This is a genomic window from Ureibacillus suwonensis (assembly GCF_042655065.1).
Classification (GTDB): domain Bacteria; phylum Bacillota; class Bacilli; order Bacillales_A; family Planococcaceae; genus Ureibacillus; species Ureibacillus suwonensis.
The window spans coordinates 1-20,689 of record NZ_JBHSNQ010000177.1; the positions used below are offsets into that span (position 1 = coordinate 1).

The window sequence follows — 20,689 nt, forward strand, 5'->3', positions numbered from 1 at the left end:
AATTCTGCAAGTACGCCCAAAAAAGGACAAACAGAATATTTGTAAACCAAAGATACAAAATACCCCAATTTATTTGGGTTTCTTTTAAAACTCTTTTTAATAAAAATCTAATTTTGCAAAACTCTCAATCATAAAAATTTTTTATTTATAAAGATTTTTCTTAAGTTTTACAAAATATAAACTATAAAAAAACATATCTAAAAAATAAAAGTTTTATCGATAAAAAAATAGGCTCCGTTTGACAGCAATGGTTGATCATTAGAGGAAGGTGGAGAAATGAAAAATACCTCAACAAAAATACATAAATTCAGTATTCGTAATTTCCATGTGAAAATACTTGTCTTTATGACCTTAATCTTGATTATTTCTTCTATGTTAATTGGAGTAATTTCTTATCAGTCTGCAAAGAAAAAATTGGAATCACAAATATTGGATGATATTTCGGATAATGTATCGATGATGAATATCGTCATTAACGATGTGATTGAACCTAAAATAACGGACATTCATGTACTCACAAATCAAATGAAAACATCCAAGTTCCAAGAGACGGATCAACTGGAAATACGGAAATGGCTGGATTTTTATCAGGAATCGCATCCGGAAGTTGCCGGTGTTTATTTAGGAAACGAAGATGGGAAGTTTGTAAAGGAGCCGGCGGAGTTGGGGGTTCCGGAAGGATACGATCCCAGAAAAAGAGATTGGTATAAACAGGCGATGGAGCAAAAAGGCGAAGTGATTATTTCCGAACCCTATGTTGCGGCAAGTACAGGCGAAATGGTAATCACCATTTCAAAAACAGTCAACGATGGTAAAGGCGTAGTGGGCATTGATATCAATCTGAATAAATTGCAAGAAGTAGTCAAAGATATACATATTGGCAAAGAAGGCTATGGTTTTGTTATAGACGATAACAACAAATATATTGCCCATCCCAATGCTGAGTTGGGAAGTGAAGCGAAAGGATCGGTTTTTGAAAAACTGCATGAAAAAGAGAGGGGTCAGTTAAACGAACAATTAAACGGAAAATCCGTCGCAATAGTGTATGTGACGAATGAACTGACCAAATGGAAAATCGGCGGGTTGATCGACAAAAAGGAGATAGATGAAGCTAACGCGTCCATTCTGTACACCTCTTTGATGGTGGGGATCTTTGCGATCATTTGTGGAACGATTGCGGTGGTCTTCATCATTTCGTCTGTGAGCAAACCGATTAAACAAATCGTTGAATTATCGGCAAAAGTCAGCAAAGGGGATTTGACCCAATATGCGGCAATACGGTCCAATGACATTATCGCCAAATTGGGAAATGCTTTTAATGAAATGATTGATGGTTTACGTACACTCACCAACCGAATTGATGAAACAGCTGAAAATGTCGCCGCTACGGCAGAACAGCTGTCTGCAAGTTCCGAAGAAACAAGCGCCGCGACAGAACAAGTGGCCAACTCCATTCAAGAGGTATCAAGAAACGCAGAGGTGCAAACCAATACGGTTGAGAAAGTATCCCAAATTTTTAAAGAAGTTTCACGTGGCGTAACATACATTGCGGAGCGTTCATCAAAAGTAACGGATCTTTCCCATCAATCCGTTGCAGAGGCGGATGAAGGCGGAAAAGCGATGTCTAAAACAGTGGAACAGATGAAATTTATTCATTCATCTGTCAGTGAATCACAAGATATCATCCAATCTTTATATGAAAGTTCCAAGGAAGTGAATGAAATCTTAAAAGTGATTACCGATATTGCGGATCAAACGAATCTTCTTGCGTTGAACGCAGCCATTGAAGCGGCCCGTGCAGGCGAACATGGCAAAGGTTTTGCGGTTGTTGCCGATGAGGTAAGAAATCTTGCTGAACAGACACAAAATTCGGCGAAGGAAATTCATGCGATTATCGAAAAAATTCAAGCGGATACGGAAAATACAGTGAAGACGATGGAACGGATTACGACAGATGTAAAAGACGGAGTGGTGATTACTGAAGAAGCCATTGGGAAATTCAATCGGATTCTACAAACAACGAAGGAAATTTCACCGCAAATGGAGGAAGTTTCTACAGCCGTTTTGGAGATGTCCAGTGCCATTCGAAATGTTGGTCTGGAGATGGAAGGAATTGTGGAAGTGGCACAAGAAAATACCGCCGCTTCCGAAGAAGTGGCTGCATCTGTGGAAGAACAATTGGCGGCAATGCAGGAAATTTCCGCTTCTGCCCAATCGCTTTCTTCCATGGCCGAAGATTTGAAATCAGCCATTTCAAATTTCAAATATTAAAAGGAATGGGAGCTTCTCTGGGGAATAAACCCCGAGAAGCTCTTTTCATGCCATTTTAGACACTGGCAACTTTCTTCAGTTTGTTGAAATCCGGACGAAGTCTTTTTCATTATTGGTTGATTTATATTATATTAATTAACGGAGAATATAGAATATCCATACTTTTACGTTTGATAACAAGCAAGAAATCATGTTATAAGAATATGTAAATAATCAGTGGGAGACTGTTTCAAGATTATCATCATGAGAGGAATTGAGGTTTGAATGAAAGAGAATTTTTGGTTGAATTTGCCTCGACCATTTTTTGTATTGGCCCCAATGGAAGATGTAACAGATGTGGTATTCCGCCATGTGATTAGCAAAGCGGGCAGACCGGATGTATTTTTCACCGAATTTACAAATACGGACAGTTATTGTCATCCGGATGGCCGGAAAAGCGTACGGGGACGTTTATTGTTTACAGAAGATGAGCAGCCGATTGTGGCGCATATTTGGGGAGACAAGCCGGAATATTTCCGCCAGATGAGTATTGGCATGGCTGAAGAAGGATTTAAAGGGATCGATATTAACATGGGCTGTCCGGTGCCGAATGTCGCATCACGGGGAAAAGGCAGCGGACTTATTTTACGGCCGGACGTGGCAAGTGAATTGATCCAGGCGGCCAAAGAGGGCGGGCTTCCTGTGAGTGTGAAGACACGGTTGGGTTATACAAGCATCAGCGAATGGGAAGAGTGGCTTACTCACATTCTCAAACAAAAGATTGCCAACCTTTCCATTCATCTGCGGACAAGAAAGGAAATGAGCCAAGTACCTGCCCATTGGGAACTTATTCCGGAAATTAAGAAACTTCGGGATCGTATTGCGCCTGAAACGGTTTTGACAATCAATGGCGACATTCCTGACCGTCAAACGGGACTTGAACTTGCGGAACGATATGGTGTGGACGGAATTATGATCGGAAGGGGCGTATTTAAAAATCCTTTTGCCTTTGAAAAAGAGCCGAAAGAGCATACCGTTCAGGAATATTTAGATTTATTGAGATATCATTTAGATTTGCATGACAAGTTTATCAAAGAAATACCACGTTCCATTACGGCGCTTCATCGCTTCTTCAAAATCTATGTAAAAGGCTTCCGTGGGGCAAGTGAGTTGAGAAACCGCTTGATGAATACAAAATCTACGGAGGAAGTAAGAGCGTTGCTGGAAGAAATGGAGCAGCGGATTGATTTATCGGCTTATGTAAAATAAAGCACCTGTCCAAAGACCATCCAATATGAGATGGTCTTTTTTCAATGGAGAAAAAATATATAACAAATGGTCATTGTAACTGTAATTTTGGATTTTTCAGAAATTTCTATGTATGATTGAATTATGAGTAAATCATGAGGATGTGAATGACAATGCCGAAATGGACTTGTCCCCATTGTTATCATATGAACAACAGCCATGCAACCTATTGTTTGAAGTGCGGTTATTACAAAGAAGATGCCAAAACGGATTTCTATTGGACATGTCCGGAATGCCAGGAAGAAAACAGCAATCATACCCTTTATTGCATAAAATGTGGACACCATTATGAGGAATTTCAGCCGAAGCCGGCAAAAAATCCGAAAGAAACATCAAAATGGCCAAAATTAACCGAAAACGCACGGGCCATTCTTATCGTGGAACTTATCATCATTGGAATTGCAAGTTTCATCTCCATTTATAATAAAGAAAGTGTCAGCGACATCTTTCTGTCCATCTTGATCGTCCATTTATTTTTTGGATTGTATTACATAATGGTGGCATTTATAAAAAGTGGATTCGGAGAGATGATGAAATCGATTTTCATTCAAGGCGGAATCATCATCGGGATGTTGATCGTGGCAGGCTTGACAAGCGGGGCAACCGGTCAAACCGGGTTGAATGCTTACTCATTGAATTATTTAAAGAATCACGCGATTGAAGTGGATTATGATGAGTTGCATCAAATCGCCTTTGAACGTTATGGAAGCCAAAGAAAACAGCTGGTCAAATTTTCGGGCAAAGTCTTTCTTTTGGATGGCACTGAATATATGATGATTGATATGTCGACGGAACCGTTAAAAAATCAAGTGGTATATGTAAAAAGAAAAGAGCAGGATTATGAAGTCGGCCTAAATGACCAAGTGGAGATATATGGAAAAGTGTTGGGAACCGCTTCAACGGCCAAACATCTGGAAGAACAAATGACAGTGCCGGTCATCGAGAGTTATTCACTATTATTACGCTGATAAACGGTATTATTTGGCTGAAAAAAATAGTAAAGGGTGCAGCGTTTGCGGCGCTGCACGATCCATTCTGACCTTTAGAGGACGTCGATTCTTGCCATTAAAGCGATTAAAATTTGCAGTAATAATTGGATGTTGATGATCAGATCTGTGTCAGTTGTAGTAATTCTGACTCCTCTGGAATTTTCGACATATGTTTGTTGTCTATTGATTTGTTTTGATTTTACATTTGCAATTAATTCTTGCGTGATTCTTTCAGCTTCTCTGCTGCTGCCAATGGAAATGCTGAGAACCAAACTGATGGCAGCCTGCAATGCCACTTGCAGGGACAATGCCGCTTGCGTATCTGTCGTTGTAATTTCAACATCTGCTGAATCAATGACAATAATTTGCTCATAGGATTCTTGAATATTATCGATTGATCCTTCCAAGTTGTTTTTATCCCGATCCATAGGATGTACGGAAGAAGGATCTAATGCACTCCAACTTCTTTCTCTACTTCTTTTAGTCATATCGATTCCTTCAACAGCAGGCATATTTCCACGCCAAACTGTGCTTTTGCCCATGCCATTATTCCTCCTTTTGCGGTTTATGGGTCTCACTTCTTAATTGTTTTCACCAATTTGTTCACATTATTTTCTAAGTCCATAAGCAAGTTTTTTAACTTTCTTTTTTCTTGCACGCTTAATCGGGGTTTTCTAAGTTTTACCCCGTTCCTTTTAAGGACACTGTCTATCAGAAGGTTCACACTTTGATCGGTAACGGAATTCATACGGCGGTTTCTCCTGTCCAATATAATCCCTCCTTTCTATTTGGCTGCCATTAGATTATGTGAGAATCAAATCTATATTTGGGTAATTATTACGAGTTTTTTTAGAAAAATATAATAGAAAAAAACCGGATTCCTTTTGGTGAAAGTGAAGGTATAAAAAGTATGGAGAGAAATTTTTCTGAATGGAGAATTTTTTAGTCGGACTTTGACAATGGAAGTGGCCGAAAATCAGGGGAAATGAAAAAGAACATCTATATAAACATTCCATCACATAAAAAAAGCCGGATTCAATTCAAATCCGGCTTTTTTATGTTTTGTCATGAATAATCAATATCAGATTTCATTCACCGTTCATACAATAAACATAACGCCAATCCCTAATTATTGATGAATAGGCGTATAACTATGTACCTTTTTGCCTTTACACGTATAAATAATAATGAATTTTATAATGGGAGGAACAACAATGAACAGGGAGCTTATGCAATCTTTATTGAACAAAGTTGTCAGAGTTGACCGTGGAGGACCTGAGTCAAGGGTTGGAAAAGTGATTTCTGCACAAAGTGATTATTTCGCATTATTGACGGAACAAGACGGTGTAGTGTTCTATAAACTGCAACATGTTAAAAGCATTACACAAGATTCAAGAAATGAAATGAAGTTGAATGCAGAAGTGCCGGAAGATTTCAAACGGTTTGAGAGCTTTATGGATTTCAAATCCGTATTGACAGAGTTGCGTCATCGATGGGTGAAAATTAACCGTGGAGGACCTGAGTCAGTGGAAGGGGTATTGGAAGAAATATTTGATGATTATGCCACTATCGTCAAAAATAATGAAGTCATCCGTGTAGCAATGTTCCATATCCGCAATGTGAGCTATGGCTTGAAACCTGAAAAGAAAGAACCTGAAAAACAACAGGATGAAAACAGCCAACAATAGGGGAAACTTTGTGCGGATTGCATGTAAAAGGAGGCCCTAATTTTGAATGCGGATAATTTGTTGGATACTATCAGAGGTTTAGAAGGCTTAGAGATCGAATTATTTCTGGCTGAAAACCAATCCATTCATGGCACCTTATTAAGTGTTCAAGATGATCATTTGATTGTTAAAGCGGATGAAAAGATTTTATATTTTCCTATCACCCAAATCAAAGCCATTTCGAAGAATGTGAATGATTCAGGATTAAACAATAACGGTTCAAAAATTGCAACCATCAACCGGGCGAAACTGGATGAAATTCTAAAAACAATGTATTTGCAATGGATCACCGTCAACAGTTTCAACAATCAAAGCTTTTCGGGAGTGCTTAGCAGGGTTTTCAACGACTATATATTATTGATTAACGGAGACAGACAATTCTTTATATTAAAATCGCAAATTACAAATGTTCTTAATGAGCAAGTGGATGAAAATCAAATCGAAAATCTTGTATCCAATGCGGCATCAAACATCACCTTTGTTCCATCAGATTCAAACTTGTCTAACACGGATAACCAATTGACAGAAGAGCAGAAAAAAGCGATAGCGGAAACAATCAAAGAAAAAATGAAACAGCTTGTTCCAAGGGCAAATGAAGAAGAGACGACGCATCAGGATTCTCCGGAACAAACAACAGTTGCCCAACAAGAAGAACAGCACGAAGAACAAACAAACGTAACGGTCCAAGATGAGAATATCGAAGTAATTACGGCAAATGACACCTTCCTTCACGAATCACCTCGAAACGAATCGGAAAACCCGCAAGAGATTGAAATAAAATCAACCACAGCGGATGAAGATATGGAGAAAAAGCAGACAGCCACACTCGCTAAAAAGAAGAAAAAACACCAAAAAAGACCTCACTTCCAAGAAGTAAAATTCAACTCTCCAATACAAGATTGCACTTGGGAATTGACGACAATGGAAGCGGATGTTCCAAGTGATAAGAACAAGGAAACAGATGAATTGAATCCGGAACTAAAAAAAACGGATATTGCTTTGACAGAAGATATTGCAGCAATTGCAGAGAAAGAAGACTTCGACATCGGAATTGTTTCTGAATCCTTGGAAGAAACAGAGCAACCGGCTGATCAAGTGCATGAAATTCAACCAGTGACCGGAGAAATTGCGGTGGCAGCGGAGCAGGAAAATGCGGAAGAAAACGTTGAAGAGATTTTGGAGCCAATCGTGCACGCAGCTTCCGGTGAAGAAACAGACTTCTTGCATGAGCCGGTGAAAATGCTCATGGAAGATAATAAGCGGCTATTGGAATATCAGTACTATGCATTAATGAAATTTGCAGAAAGAATGTATCACATGGAAAACCAATATAGAGCCATCATGAAACATGCAGAAAAAATGTATTTGCAGTTAAAGGAGAGACGTTATTATTAAAGGTTGATAGGAGAAGGAGGGAAAACATTGATTATGCTCCTTTACTTCTCAATTGTAGGTGTTTTGTTTTATAAGTTATTTCTGAAATCACCGGTGCCAACAAAGGAAGAAGCAGTGGTGGAAACGACCAAGTCGACATTTGAAGAATCTAAGGCGGCTGTTTAAATGGTAGATTTTTCTACGATTCTCATGTTAATCATTTTTACTCTCTCCATTGCATTTATGCTTTGGAGACCTAAGGGGATCAATGAAACGATTCCGGTGACAATAGGGGCTGCGATGATTGTCGTACTAGGATTTGTAAGCATCCAAGATCTAAAAAACATTCTGAGTATTGTAAGTGGCCCCTCACTTACAATACTTTCCACTATTATGATGTCCATTGTATTGGAGAGTATCGGTTTTTTTAAATGGATTGCCCAAAACATTATCATAAAATCGAATAATTCAGGAATCAGGCTCTATGTATATATCAATCTATTATGCTTTTTTATGACGATGTTATTCAATAACGATGGAAGCATTCTCATTACAACCCCCATCATCATCCATATTATCCGGTTTTTATCATTGAAACCCCATCAATACACTCCATATCTGATTTCCGGAGCACTGATTGCAACAGCTTCAAGTGCACCGATAGCAGTAAGCAATATTTCCAATTTAATAGCGTTGAAAATTGTTGGTCTGGATTTAAACGGTTATGTGAAAATCATGTTCATTCCTTCGATGATTGGCATTTTTACAATGAGTCTGCTGCTATATTTCTTATTCAGAAAGAGTATTCCGAAACAATTGGGATTAATTTCGATTCACGACAAACCATCGAATATTTTTACCCATCCTCTTGATCCGTCAGCTGATACGGATATCGATCATCATTTATTTAAAATTTGCATTGCGGTTGTGGTGATTACCAGAGGAGCCTTTTTCGCCCTTTCCCCATTCGGAATTCCTCTGGAGTTGATCGGTTTAATTGGAGCATTTGTACTGATAGCGATCCGTTGGTTCAAAAGAAGAATGGGCATAAAAGATGTGGTCATGAATTCTCCATGGCACATTTTATTATTTGCCTTCAGCATGTATGTACTTGTATATGGGTTGAAAAATCTCGGATTAAATACGCTGATTATAACCACATTCAAAGAGATCGTTGAGCAAGGTGCATTCAACGCCACAATCATAATGGGAATATTGACGACAGTTCTTTCAAATATTTTCAATAATTTGCCTGCTGTAATGATTGGGACGCTGGCAATAACGGAAATGGGTTTGAATCCGGCATTATTGCAGGTTGCCTATCTTGCCAATGTCATAGGAAGCGATATCGGGTCATTGCTGACACCCATCGGCACATTGGCCACACTTATCTGGATGTTTATACTAAAAAAACACAATATAAGGATGACTTGGGGAAAATATATAAGTATTACAATTTTGATCATACCAGTTGCGCTGACGGTCAGTCTATTAAGCTTGTATTTGTGGGTATTGCTTGTTTTATTATAAAACATCAGAGTGGAATAAAATGATGAGGTGTAAAGAAATTACGGAATACACTCATTCTCCTCCTCTATGAAAAAGGATTTCCAATTGGATAGGGGGGGAGAAGTTATTAATAAAGCGAATCCAACTGCTCCCGCAAAAATTTGTTTCGCTTTTCAATGAACTGCAGAATAAAATCCCTCTCCTTCAGGAATTTTTTTCTGCGCTTCTTTATGTAGGGATCTTTTTGGAGATAAGGCAGAATTTCAGATTGCAGTTCATCGATTTGCGGCTGAATGGTTGAAATTGTGAACTGTTCCTGCAGTATGCTTTCCAAAATCCCCCGATACATTTGCTTAAATTGTTCGATTTCCAATAATCTGGCTGTTAAAGTGTTATATCCCTTAATCGGAACAAATTCAAGCCCAAGTGGTTCACCATGCAGGTTTCTTCCCCACGAACCATCATAATCCCATGGGGAGATTTCGAATAATTGGGTGGCACTATTGTGATATAAGGCGTAATTATGGATAAAACCATCAAAGTTTTGTGTACATACAACCCCTGCAAGCCACCTCAAATATTTCCCAACATCCAATATTTTTTGAATTTCTTCCCGAAATGTTTCATCAGGATAAGTGTTGATGATAATCAGCATATTTTTCAAGTGTTCATGGGTTTGGTAGGAATATTTTGTTGTATATCCATCCATCAAAGATTTTTTCAAGTATCCTTCAGGGGTGTACAAAGAAAAATTGGCATCATCATTCGTGGCATAATAGATCGAGCCCTCGGGCAAATTTTTTCTTTTTAAAAAATACTGATCGAATGATTCGATGGCTAAATAGATTCCTTGTTTTTCCCCGTTGATCAACAAGCGGATATGTCTCGATTCCGGTGCAAGCACACCGATTTTTTGGAAAAAATCAAAGGAGAGTTTATTCCGAATCAAGGATGGATCTTTGTATTCCGCATTTAAATGGATTTCGTGATGTCCGTCCATCAAATGAGGCTGTTCAAAAATGATATGGTAGGATTTCTTTTTGTGTTTCCGCAGTTGATTCCCTCTTAAACCGATACGAATGTCATAACGTTGGTCATTGATGGTTAACCGGGCATCAACATAAACATCTGCCCAAATATTTTTATTGATTCTTTTCAAATTCTTCTTAGATATTTCGATGGAATATGTTTCCACATGGATGCCTCCCAAAAATTATTCTTGAAGTTGGAAAATCACCCAAAGCGTGAGCAATGAAATACATAAACTATAAAGAACAAATCTTTGTATATGGAGGGGATTAAGATTAGTACTTTATTAGTTGATGATGTCAGAAAACTGGTTGAAATTGCCGGAGAGAACGATTTACTTCAATATATGTTTAACAACCCGATCGAAGACCCGGAACTGCTCCAGGCGGCGGTTGAAGTGAAAAACAAGAAATCAAACGGTAGCAAAGGGAAATCAAAAGGGAATAAAGAAAGAAGCAAAGGTTCAAAAGGGAACAAAAGTGCCGGATCCAAAGGGGGAAAAGAGAGAAGCAAAGGCAACAAAAGCGGCGGTTCCAAGGGAGATAAACAAAAAAGCAAAGGCTCCAAAGGCAATAAGAGTGGCGGTTCCAAGGGGGATAAACAGAAAAGCAAAGGCTCCAAAGGCAATAAGAGCGGCGGTTCCAAGGGGGATAAACAGAAAAGTAAAGGCTCCAAAGGCAATAAAAGTGGTGGCTCCAAAGGAAATAAACAAAAAAGTAAAGGGTCGAAAGGAAATCAAATGGCAAGCCGCGATTCGAAAGGAAGGGAAGGAAACATCAACTCCTCCCTGGTTGCTGAAATCCAGCAGAAAGTGAAGGAGTATGTTGAAAAGCAAAAGCCAGGCACATAATAAGTGCCTGGCACTACTTAATAATGAAACCGATTAATGATACCGTTCAAGTGGATGGCTTCTTCCGCAAGTTTTGAAGCATTCTGCGCGAGGGTGTTAATTGCCTCCACTTGAATATCCACGCTCTCATTTGTTGCGGCTACCATATTTGTAAAGTCATTTGCGATGGTGTTCACTTGTTTCATAATTTCTTGAAGTTTATTTCCATCTTCATGGACAAGATCTACAAATTTACGGTTATTCAATACCAAGTTTTTAGTGGAAACAGAGGTTTGAATCAATTGTTCAATCACTTTGTCTGTTTGGGAAACGGCTTCCATGCCTTTATCGATTGCTTTAACATTATTCTCCACTTGGCTGACGGCCGTTTCCAAATCGTTGTATGTTTTTTCTAATAAAGTCATAATCTCTTCCGCAAATTCGTTCGTTCCTTCCGCCAGTTTCCGAACTTCATTGGCTACAACGGCAAATCCCTTCCCTGACTCCCCGGCGCGGGAAGCTTCAATGGAAGCATTGAGGGCAAGCAAGTTTGTTTGCTTTGCAATTCGGGTGATGGAAGCAACTTTCTCTTTCACGATATTGGCTTCTTGGGTAATTTTTAAAATTTTCGATGCGGAATTGACAACATCGTTTTGGATTTTTTCCATTTGTTGTTGTGCAAATTGAATGGCTTCTTGTCCCTTTCCGGCATTTTGTAATGCTTCGTCCGCACCTGAAACCGCTTTTTCCACTTCTTCCTGCATCTCTTGAACTTGACTCATCATGGTTTCCACCATTTCATTGGCATTGGCAATCGAATACCGCTGTGTCTCGGCACCGCTTCGGAAAGTTTGAACAGCTGCCGACAATTCTTCAAAAGTAGTAGAAATTCGTTGTGTTTCTTTCTCCTGCTCTTTACTGATCCGCTCCACGGTTTCGGCGGCATGTTTAAATTCATCGATGATTGCGCGGAGTCCTAAAATGACTTTATTGATTTCATAACCGATTTGGTGAAATTCGTTGCGGAAGCCCACCTTTTCGACCTGGGCATTCAAGTTTCCGGAAGATATTTTTTTCGTAACCCCATACCATTCCCGCAATCTTCTCATAATGATATGGTGGAAAATGAAACTTAAAATCCCGCTCACCATCGAAGTACCGAATAAGACACTGGCTGCGGCGACGATGTCTTTGCTTGCTATGTATGTGATGATGGCGGAAACGATGCCGGAGACCGCTGTTAAACTTCCGAAAATGGCCCCGATAAACGGCTCGTGAACAAGCCTGCCCAATCTTATATTAAAGCGTTTGCCATTTTTATCCGTTAAAAGTGGACATGATGCATCAATCAGTATTTCTCCCGTATTTCTTGGATAGATTTGCAGCAATCCTGTGTTAGTCTGTGCAGCTGCCAAACCGACTTTGTCATTGAAAGAAGAACCTTCTCTTAAACGGTTGGTATGGATGTATCCGAAGCCGTCTTCATCGACAATGACCAGATATTCGTCCCGATCCAGCTCCTTATCCAACACGTCCCGAATTACACTTATCTGCTCTTCAATCTCTTTTTCATAATCCCACTTGTCTCTGACTTTTGTGGCCACATTTTGCACTTTCATAAGCGCTTTTTTTGCAACACTTGATCGTAATAATCTCTCCATACAAATTCCCCCTGGATAGATAGAAAAATATGTTTGATCCCCTTTGTGAAAATCAACTATGTATTTAGTAATGCTAATATAGGAAATAATACCAAAAGACTCAGCTAATGATGTAAATTAATTCTATTATACCAGTAAATCAGTTTGGTTTTAAGAAAATGTTAGTGAAAAAGTAATATATTTTGTGTTGGACGAGAAAAAGTGTCCATTTTGGAACAATCCAAATAAAAATCAGGTTTCCAAAAATTGAAACCTGATTTTTATATCGGTAATTTAGTTATTCAAATACAGCCACCAAACGACCTTTTACTTCATGGTTTTTCAATTTTTCCAAACCTTTGTCGATTTCTTCGAATGGGATTGTGACCAAGTTTGGAGCCATTTTTCCTGTCGCGAAACAATCATATACACCTTTCAAGTCTTCAACAGTGCCGCCGTTGCTTCCTAACAGTTTAATTTCTTTTGTAATCATCAAGTAAGTGTTGATGTTGGCTTCCAAAATTCCCATACCAACGATGACGACTGTTCCTTGAGGTCTGATCGCTTCCAATGCCTCCGCCGTTGTTTGTCCAAAACCGGCAAAGTCGACAATGACGTCACATTCCGCTTCTTTCATATCAAGAATCGAATCGTACACTTTGTGTGCGCCGAGTTCTTTTGCCAATTGTTTGGCCTCTGGAGAAATATCTGTCGCGTATACTTTGCATCCTTTGATTAATGCCATTTGCAGAGCAAACTGTCCAAGTCCGCCGACACCGATAATCCCCACTTTTGTACCTTCTTTGGCTTGTCCGATGGTGAAGAGGGCACGATAAGCTGTGATGCCGGCATCGGTTGCAGCTGCTCCTTCCACAAAGGAAACGCCATCAGGAATTTTAACGCATTGTTTAGCAGGAACGCGCACTTTTTCCGCATATCCGCCATCATAGTTATACCCGGCGGTAATTTTTGTTTCCCGATCCATCGGGTTTACTCCGACGCGATCCCCAACTTTTAAATCTTCAACACCTTCTCCCACTTCAATAACGACACCGGCAAATTCATGGCCCATAATGACAGGTCCATTCGGGAACAAAGGCATCCAGCCCGGATCTTGCAATGCTGCGACATCTGAGTGGCAAAGACCGGCAGCCTTCACTTCAAGGACTACATGGCCAGGAATCGCCTTTGGATCTTCTTTTTCAATCAATTGCAATGGTTTGTTTGTACCGGAAAATAGCCATCCTCTCATCATAAAACGCCTCCAATATTAATAGTCAATAATATTGTACCCTTATTATTTAATGTAAAAAGTAACAAATGTGTTAAAATTTTAATTTTTTTAAACTAGCAACGTTCTATTGCCAAAGAACCGTTTTTTCACCCTGAACATAGAATATTTAGAGGAATCTTTATAGATTTTACTCAATTCATTCTGGAACAAAGAGGGATGAAAGATGGATTTTTTTATATTGGAAAATTATATATATCCTGAATCGGTCGTGATGATTCCTGTGCTTTATTTGATCGGGCTGTTCCTGAACCGGACCCCGAAAGTCCCTCCTTGGGTCACTCCATGGGTTCAAGTGGTTTTGGGGATCGCTTTTTGCATCGCCAATTACGGCTGGGTTGTTGAAGCGGTGTTGCAAGGGATATTGGTGGCAGGAGCAGCCGCTTTGATGAAAGATTTGTTCCACAAAGCAAATTACCTGGCGAAAAAGGAGAGAAACGGAAAAGAGTGATTTGGTACAAAATTATTGGGGCTGGGACAAAACCCGCCTCTTTATTTTTGCCTGCAAAGATAGTTTATATTGGTAGCAAATCTATCATATAATGGTTAAATACAGTTAAATGATGAGGCGGGTGATGTCTATGAATTCGAAAGAAAGATATCAAACTCTGTTGGACAAAATGAACCAATATAATTCCGGAGAAATAGGAATTACTAGAGTTGCCTATACAAATGAAGAACAAGCCTGCACGCAAGCGTTCATGAGAATGTGCATGGATGCGGGACTTGCCGTTCGTATGGATCAATGCGGAAATGTGATTGCAAGAAGGGAAGGGAGAATGAAAAACCTTCCTCCCGTTTTGGTGGGCTCCCACTTGGATACGGTATATCAAGGCGGTAAATTTGATGGGGTCGTGGGTGTGATCGCGGCATTGGAAGTGGTGCACCGGCTAAATGATAAAAGGATTATCACGGATCATCCAATTGAAGTAATCTCCTTCGCCTGTGAAGAATCTTCCCGTTTTGGTGTCGCCACATTGGGAAGCAAAGCGATGGCCGGAATGTTTGATAAAGAAAAATATAGACACTTAAAAGACCGGAATGGCATCACCCTGGAGGAAGCAATGGCTTTATGCGCGCTTGAAATAGATACGGTGGAAGAAGCAAATAGACAAGGCGAGCCGATCAAAGCTTTTTTTGAATTGCATATCGAACAAGGACCCGTATTGGAAAAGGAAAATAAAAAAATTGGCATTGTCACGGGCATTGCGGCTCCCGTCCGGTATGCCATCAAAATTATTGGGGCCCCTTCCCACTCCGGCACGACGCCGATGAACTTGAGAAGAGACGCATTGCTTGGTGCGTCGGAAATCGCTTTGGAATTGGAAAAGATCGCAATACAAGAACAACCGTATGGTACCGTTGCCACGGTCGGAGTGCTCGAGGTTGCTTCCGGCGCCATGAACGTGGTGCCGGGGGAAGTGGAAATCAAAGTGGATATCCGCGGAACTTCCATTGAATCTCGTCAAAGGGTCGTAAATCATCTGCATGAAACGATCCATTATGTTAAACAAAAACGGGGATTGGATGTGATTTGCCAGGAGCTGTCTTTCGAAGAGCCGGTGCCGCTTTCGGAACAAATCATAACACTGACGGAAAAGATATGTGAACAGAAAAACATCCCTTATAAAAAAATGCCGAGCGGTGCGGGCCATGATGCGATGAATATGATGAAACTTTGTCCAACAGGTTTAATCTTCATTCCGTCGGTAAATGGACTCAGCCATCACCCGGACGAATTTACGAGTTTGGAGGATATTTTAATAGGGGTCGATGTATTGGAGGAAATGGTCCTTCAATATGCAACATGCAATGAATAAAGCCAAACATAGGCAAGGTTAGGAAGAAGGAAAGCTACTTTCTTAACCTTGCTTTTTAATTGAATAAACATTTTATTTTCAGTGTCCAATTAAATTGTCCATTCCCATGTGAATGTTGGTATGTTAAAATTCATAATGAGATTGATTATCATTATCGTAACAGGGTTTTGACCAGGAGGATTCATAATGAAATTACATGATATATATGATGTGACCATTATTGGCGGAGGACCCAGTGGACTATTTTCCGCCTTTTACAGCGGTTTAAGGGAAATGAAAACCAAAATTATCGAATCCCAGCATTATTTGGGCGGGAAAGTCAATGTTTATCCCGAAAAATTGATTTGGGATGTGGGGGCATTAACACCGATTACCGGGGAGAAATTAATTCAGCAGATGGTGGAGCAGGCAATGACCTTTGAGCCTACCATTGTGTTAGGGGAAAAGGTGACGGAGATTTCCAAGGACGATGAAGGGATTTTCGTATTAAAAACGGATCGCGGACAAACCCACTTTTCCAAAACGGTCATTTTGGCAATCGGAGGAGGCATCATCACTCCCCAAAAACTGGAGGTGGAAGGCGCATCCAATTTTTATAGCGCCAATTTAAATTATACAATCAAATCTTTAAAGAAATTCAAAGACAAAGTTGTCCTCGTTTCAGGGGGCGGCCACACAGCGGTTGACTGGTGTAATGAGTTGGAACCGGTTGCAAAAAAAGTATATTTAACGTATCGGAAAGACCAGTTGAATGCCCATGAAGCCCAAGTTTCCCAATTGATGAACAGCACGGTGGAATGCCTTTTCCATACGGAAATTACGAAATTGATTCCTGACCAGGAGGGCACAGCCATAGGGCAAGTGGAATTGACAAATAATGAAACGGGAGAAGTCACAAATGTAACGGTGGATGAAGTGGTTGTAAACCATGGCTACATAAGAGAAAAATCATTATTTGAAAATAGTCCATTAAAGGTTGAATTCGTGAATGAGTACTATATTAAAGGAAATGAACATTGCGAAACCAATGTTCCGGGACTTTATGCGGTGGGAGATGCGGTGGATTATGAAGGAAAAGTCCACTTGCTTGCCGGAACATTCCCGGATGCCATCAAAGCGGTGAATAAGGCAAAACTGTACGTTCAACCTGATGCGGAAGCGATGGGTATGGTGTCTTCGCATAATGAAATCTTTTATCAAAAAAACCGGGAGCTCATTCATAAAATGATCAGTTCATGTTAGTGTGTTTATAGAAATGCGGGGTTTTATAATAAGGACTTTGAAAAAATCCGGAAATAGCGGATGGAAAAAAAAGGACATGGTGTTAGGCCATGTCCTTTTTTCTATAACAGGGGAAGACTTGCCGGCTCACAAAATCTAGTTCATTCATATACTAATATGAATTCTGTATATATGGAGGATTGATGCATGGTTACAATCAGCTTATGCATGATTGTCAAAGATGAAGAAAATGTGCTGGAGCGCTGTTTAAATAGCGTAAAAGATCTTGTGGATGAAATCGTTATTGCCGATACGGGCTCGTCCGATCGAACAAAGGAAATCGCCCGGAAATATACGGATAAAGTTTTTGATTTTGAGTGGGAGGATGATTTTTCGGCAGCAAGAAACTTTGCTTTTCAGCAGGCGACGAAAGACTACATTTTCTGGATGGATGCGGATGATGTCCTTTTAGATGAGGATCGGGAGAAATTCAAAAAGTTAAAGGAACAATTGCCGTCCGAAGTGGATGCGGTGTCGATGCTCTATCATCTTGCTTTTGATGAGTATAATAATCCAACCTTTAGCTTTAGAAGATACAGACTGGTGAAAAGGGAGAAAAACTTTGTTTGGAAAGGGGCAGTCCATGAGTACTTGGAGGTTTCCGGAAAAGTGCTGCATTCAGATACAGCGATTACTCATCGAAGGGAAAAAAAGGAAGACTCCAGTGACCGGAATTTAAAAATCTATGAAAAGCGTTTGAAAAAAGGGGAAGAATTTACACCTCGAGATTTATTTTATTACAGCAATGAATTAAAAGATCATGGACAGTATGAAAAAGCAATCGAACATTACGAAGAATTTTTGAAGCTTGAAGATGTATGGGAAGAAGAAAAAATCCGTGCATGCATCAATATGGCTTATTGTTACAGAAGATTAGGGAATCTGGAAAAAGAGATTGAATCTTTGGTGCGTTCAATACAATATGATGTGCCGAGACCGGAAGTTTCTTGCCGAATGGGTGATTTGTATCTTGAAAGAAAATTATACGATAAAGCGATTATGTGGTATCAGTTGGCTTTAATGGTTGATACATCAAAAATTCTGGGTATTGTACAACAGGCATACTCCACTTGGTATCCATACTTGCAGCTTTGCGTTTGCCACTGGCACAAAGGCGATAAAGAAATGGCCGTTGAATATAATAAAAAAGCCAAAGAATATCGTCCGAATGACCGGGCGGTTCTTTATAATGAAGAGTTTTTCAGAAAACATTTTAAAGAAGTCGGCGATGAAAAATAAACAGGCTGTATCAGATAGATACAGCCTGTTTTCATGCATTTATTTTTTAAGATTTACCCAATTTTTCCAAACATTGTTTTTTATAATGTTCCGCTTTAAAACTTCCTGTTCCTTTTAGGATCAAGTATTTGGAGTTTTGTTCCCCAAGCTCCAGGCATTTTTCAAAACTTGCCAAAGCCTCATGATAATGGTTCGTTTGATAAAGGATCAATCCTTTTAGAAAATGCAAATCAACATAATCAGGGTATAATGCAATCGCTTTTTCAATTCCTTCCAACGCGTGATCCAAACTGTTCGTATCGACGAGAATGCCGTATTTTAAGCGGTAGAGGATGGAAGGCGGTTTGATGCCTTCCAGCAAAAACCGGAAGATCGATTCGTTTAGATAATCAAAGGCTTTTTTATAATCTCCGCTGCGATAATATTCATTTGCCAAATGATACTCAATCCATGGGCTGTGATTCGGATCTTTATATTCTTCTTGGATAAGCTTCAGGTTTCGTTCTGCTTTATTGCGCTTGGCGGTTAATTCTTCGATATATCCATAATGATGGATGGGGATTTCCAAATAATCGGTTGTGAAGCTGGAATCTTGGACAGTTGGGAAAATAGGGGCTTCGTGAATGCGATTATAGAATTTAATTCCTTTATGATTTTGAAATAAACGTTGTTGATAATAGATAAATGCATTTTTCGGATTTACCGGAAATGTTTCGCCGTAATAATTCAAAACGGGCATTAAATACATGGTCGCAGTGGAATTGTTTAAGGTTTGCTTTAACAATTGTTCATGGCCGGTTTCCATTTCTTCATCCGCATCGAGCCACAAAATCCAATCCCCTTTGGCTTTTGAAAGGGCGAAGTTTCGTGCTTCAGCAAAATGATCTTTCCATTCAAAAGGGAAAACGGAGGCATTATATTTTTTGCAAATTTCCACTGTTTGGTCGTCCGAGCCGGTATCAACAATAATGATTTCATCCACGATTCCTTGAACACTTTTTAAACATTGTTCAATAAAATCCTCTTCATTTTTGACAATCATACAAAGGGAAATTGAAGGGGAAGACAATGAACCTACACTTCCTTTTTCCGTGGTATATGCATATTGTTTGCCAACCAAGGTGGAGGTAAGGGTGACAAAATAATCGTTACGTGATTTGATTCGTCTTCATCCGATTCCTTATTGGTTTCTTCATAAATACGGATGTAATAATAGTTCAAAATCTGGGCAACCGTTTTTTCGGAAATCATTTGATGTTCTTCAAGAAGAAATGGATATTGTTGCAATAACATTTGCATCTTTTCAAACAGTTCTCTATTTGCATCCGTAAAAAAAGGTGATATTGCTTCGGAAGAAATGAATGTTCGGTAAATATAAAAGTGGAGTAAAAGCAGCATGTGCAATTTTTCGATTAATACTAATGATTGGATGACTTGTGTTTCACTTTGAAGCAGTTCTTCATCCGATAGTTCTTGCGTTTGATGGCGACGTTCAAAAAAGTTGATCAGGAATTGGGCAAAAGAATGAATGAATGTTGAAAAGTTCAGCGAACATTGTAGCAACTCAACTTGATGATTTTCTTCCATTGTTCACCCCCCTCGTAAAAAGCATAATGCTTAATGATCGTAATTTTTTTCGGATTTACACTTTGGACAATGACAATCCCTCTTCTTCTTGTTAGGGCAATAGCATAATGAAGAATCGAACGGGTCTTTACAATGATGATGTTTACATTTACAATCTTTCTCTTCCTTGCATTCTTTACATTTGTAATGTTTACGAGGATGACAGCAAGATTTTTGATTCAGTGTCACCACATCTTCAAGCTTGAATTGGAGCAAGATTTGCGATTTCACTACGGTGCGCAACGTTTGATTGACGCTCTCATTGATTTTTAAGTAGCCATGAAAATCGCAAGGAGACTTTTTTATAAACATTTGAAGTTTTTCGGCTTCAGCATTCAAAATATGGGAAAGACCAATTTCCTCCATTGCAATGGAAGAAAGCAATAAATTGATGGTCTTACATCGATCTAATGTAATCTCAGGAGTAATATCGGGAATGGTAGGCAAAGACATTCAAAGTGACCTCCTTAAATAGATAACCATCCATGTGGCTCAATGTACTCTCATACACCCTCTAGTTTATTGAAACGAAGCTGGATTTGTGCCTAATTTCAATGATTTCGTTCATTTTTGAATCATTAATTTCAGAGTGCCTGTCACTAGTTTCCAAATGAAAACTGAGTAAAATTGATGTTGTAATGAGTGATTTCAAATCAAAACCACCCGTGTGAACGGGTGGTTTGTTCTGCGGCTAGAAGCCTTTATTACTGGCCAACCCCTAAAGGGGCATCGAATGGTTCGCCAACCGCACTACTTTTCCAGCTGACCCTTAAAGGG

Annotated in this window: 19 protein-coding genes; 12 read left to right on the forward strand and 7 right to left on the reverse strand. The window is 39.4% G+C overall.

The genetic code is table 11. The annotated features are described in order from the left end of the window. The first annotated feature begins 276 nt into the window (after positions 1-276). The 3 genes from ACFPOH_RS13350 (at position 277) to ACFPOH_RS13360 (ending at position 4,526) form a co-directional block, all read left to right on the forward strand. Complete coding sequence (locus ACFPOH_RS13350; RefSeq protein WP_390310125.1) at positions 277-2,271, forward strand: methyl-accepting chemotaxis protein; 1,995 nt, start codon at positions 277-279, stop codon at positions 2,269-2,271. Positions 2,272-2,535: 264 nt separating this feature from the next. Continuing rightward, positions 2,536-3,519: a tRNA dihydrouridine synthase gene (locus tag ACFPOH_RS13355; protein WP_390310126.1), complete on the forward strand. Its 984-nt coding sequence runs from the start codon at positions 2,536-2,538 to the stop codon at positions 3,517-3,519. A gap of 146 nt (positions 3,520-3,665) precedes the next feature. Continuing rightward, a complete protein-coding gene (locus tag ACFPOH_RS13360) occupies positions 3,666-4,526 on the forward strand; it encodes a zinc ribbon domain-containing protein (protein WP_342580450.1) in 861 nt (286 codons plus the stop codon). A gap of 74 nt (positions 4,527-4,600) precedes the next feature. On the opposite strand, the gene ACFPOH_RS13365 is transcribed toward ACFPOH_RS13360, so the two are convergent. Beyond that, a complete protein-coding gene (locus ACFPOH_RS13365; RefSeq protein ID WP_342471241.1) occupies positions 4,601-5,041 on the reverse strand; it encodes a spore coat protein in 441 nt (146 codons plus the stop codon). 720 nt (positions 5,042-5,761) lie between these two features. Here ACFPOH_RS13365 and ACFPOH_RS13370 point away from each other — a divergent pair. From ACFPOH_RS13370 to ACFPOH_RS13385, 4 genes are read left to right on the forward strand one after another with little or no spacing between them, the layout of a single operon-like run. Further along, positions 5,762-6,235, forward strand: coding sequence for a hypothetical protein (locus ACFPOH_RS13370; RefSeq protein WP_342468447.1), 474 nt, complete (start codon positions 5,762-5,764; stop codon positions 6,233-6,235). Positions 6,236-6,277: 42 nt separating this feature from the next. Continuing rightward, positions 6,278-7,669, forward strand: a complete 1,392-nt coding sequence (locus tag ACFPOH_RS13375) for a hypothetical protein (RefSeq protein WP_342468448.1) — start codon at positions 6,278-6,280, stop codon at positions 7,667-7,669. Between the two features lie 27 nt (positions 7,670-7,696). Next, a complete protein-coding gene (locus tag ACFPOH_RS13380) occupies positions 7,697-7,834 on the forward strand; it encodes a hypothetical protein (RefSeq protein ID WP_390310129.1) in 138 nt (45 codons plus the stop codon). Continuing rightward, entirely contained in the window at positions 7,835-9,178 is a 1,344-nt protein-coding gene (locus ACFPOH_RS13385) for an ArsB/NhaD family transporter (RefSeq protein ID WP_342580448.1), read from the forward strand. It begins immediately after the preceding gene. Between the two features lie 106 nt (positions 9,179-9,284). Here the strand turns inward: ACFPOH_RS13385 and ACFPOH_RS13390 are convergent, their stop codons facing one another. Continuing rightward, complete coding sequence (locus tag ACFPOH_RS13390) at positions 9,285-10,352, reverse strand: CotH kinase family protein (protein ID WP_342580447.1); 1,068 nt, start codon at positions 10,350-10,352, stop codon at positions 9,285-9,287. 93 nt (positions 10,353-10,445) lie between these two features. Here ACFPOH_RS13390 and ACFPOH_RS13395 point away from each other — a divergent pair, with 93 nt between their 5' ends. Continuing rightward, complete coding sequence (locus ACFPOH_RS13395) at positions 10,446-11,036, forward strand: hypothetical protein (RefSeq protein ID WP_390310131.1); 591 nt, start codon at positions 10,446-10,448, stop codon at positions 11,034-11,036. Positions 11,037-11,053: 17 nt separating this feature from the next. On the opposite strand, the gene ACFPOH_RS13400 is transcribed toward ACFPOH_RS13395, so the two are convergent. After that, the gene (locus ACFPOH_RS13400; RefSeq protein ID WP_342468454.1) at positions 11,054-12,676 is read right to left on the reverse strand and encodes a methyl-accepting chemotaxis protein; all 1,623 of its coding nucleotides are present in this window, start codon (positions 12,674-12,676) and stop codon (positions 11,054-11,056) included. 277 nt (positions 12,677-12,953) lie between these two features. Then, the gene (locus ACFPOH_RS13405) at positions 12,954-13,910 is read right to left on the reverse strand and encodes a zinc-binding dehydrogenase (protein WP_390310133.1); all 957 of its coding nucleotides are present in this window, start codon (positions 13,908-13,910) and stop codon (positions 12,954-12,956) included. A gap of 202 nt (positions 13,911-14,112) precedes the next feature. Between ACFPOH_RS13405 and ACFPOH_RS13410 the strand changes: the two genes are divergently transcribed. From ACFPOH_RS13410 to ACFPOH_RS13425, 4 genes are all read left to right on the forward strand, one after another. Beyond that, positions 14,113-14,397 carry a phage holin family protein gene (locus ACFPOH_RS13410; protein WP_342468456.1) on the forward strand — a complete coding sequence of 95 codons (285 nt, stop codon included), beginning with the start codon at positions 14,113-14,115 and terminating at the stop codon, positions 14,395-14,397. 130 nt (positions 14,398-14,527) lie between these two features. Then, entirely contained in the window at positions 14,528-15,766 is a 1,239-nt protein-coding gene (locus ACFPOH_RS13415; RefSeq protein ID WP_390310135.1) for a Zn-dependent hydrolase, read from the forward strand. A gap of 186 nt (positions 15,767-15,952) precedes the next feature. Further along, positions 15,953-17,008, forward strand: coding sequence for an NAD(P)/FAD-dependent oxidoreductase (locus ACFPOH_RS13420; protein WP_342468458.1), 1,056 nt, complete (start codon positions 15,953-15,955; stop codon positions 17,006-17,008). A 186-nt stretch (positions 17,009-17,194) separates the two neighbouring features. Continuing rightward, positions 17,195-18,286, forward strand: a complete 1,092-nt coding sequence (locus ACFPOH_RS13425) for a glycosyltransferase (protein ID WP_342580442.1) — start codon at positions 17,195-17,197, stop codon at positions 18,284-18,286. 46 nt (positions 18,287-18,332) lie between these two features. On the opposite strand, the gene ACFPOH_RS13430 is transcribed toward ACFPOH_RS13425, so the two are convergent. From ACFPOH_RS13430 to ACFPOH_RS13440, 3 genes are read right to left on the reverse strand one after another with little or no spacing between them, the layout of a single operon-like run. Further along, a complete protein-coding gene (locus ACFPOH_RS13430) occupies positions 18,333-19,355 on the reverse strand; it encodes a glycosyltransferase (protein WP_342580441.1) in 1,023 nt (340 codons plus the stop codon). A 5-nt stretch (positions 19,356-19,360) separates the two neighbouring features. Further along, the gene (locus tag ACFPOH_RS13435) at positions 19,361-19,873 is read right to left on the reverse strand and encodes a hypothetical protein (protein WP_342468465.1); all 513 of its coding nucleotides are present in this window, start codon (positions 19,871-19,873) and stop codon (positions 19,361-19,363) included. Between the two features lie 30 nt (positions 19,874-19,903). Further along, positions 19,904-20,365: an alpha-helical endospore appendage domain-containing protein gene (locus ACFPOH_RS13440; protein WP_342580440.1), complete on the reverse strand. Its 462-nt coding sequence runs from the start codon at positions 20,363-20,365 to the stop codon at positions 19,904-19,906. Positions 20,366-20,689 lie beyond the last annotated feature (324 nt).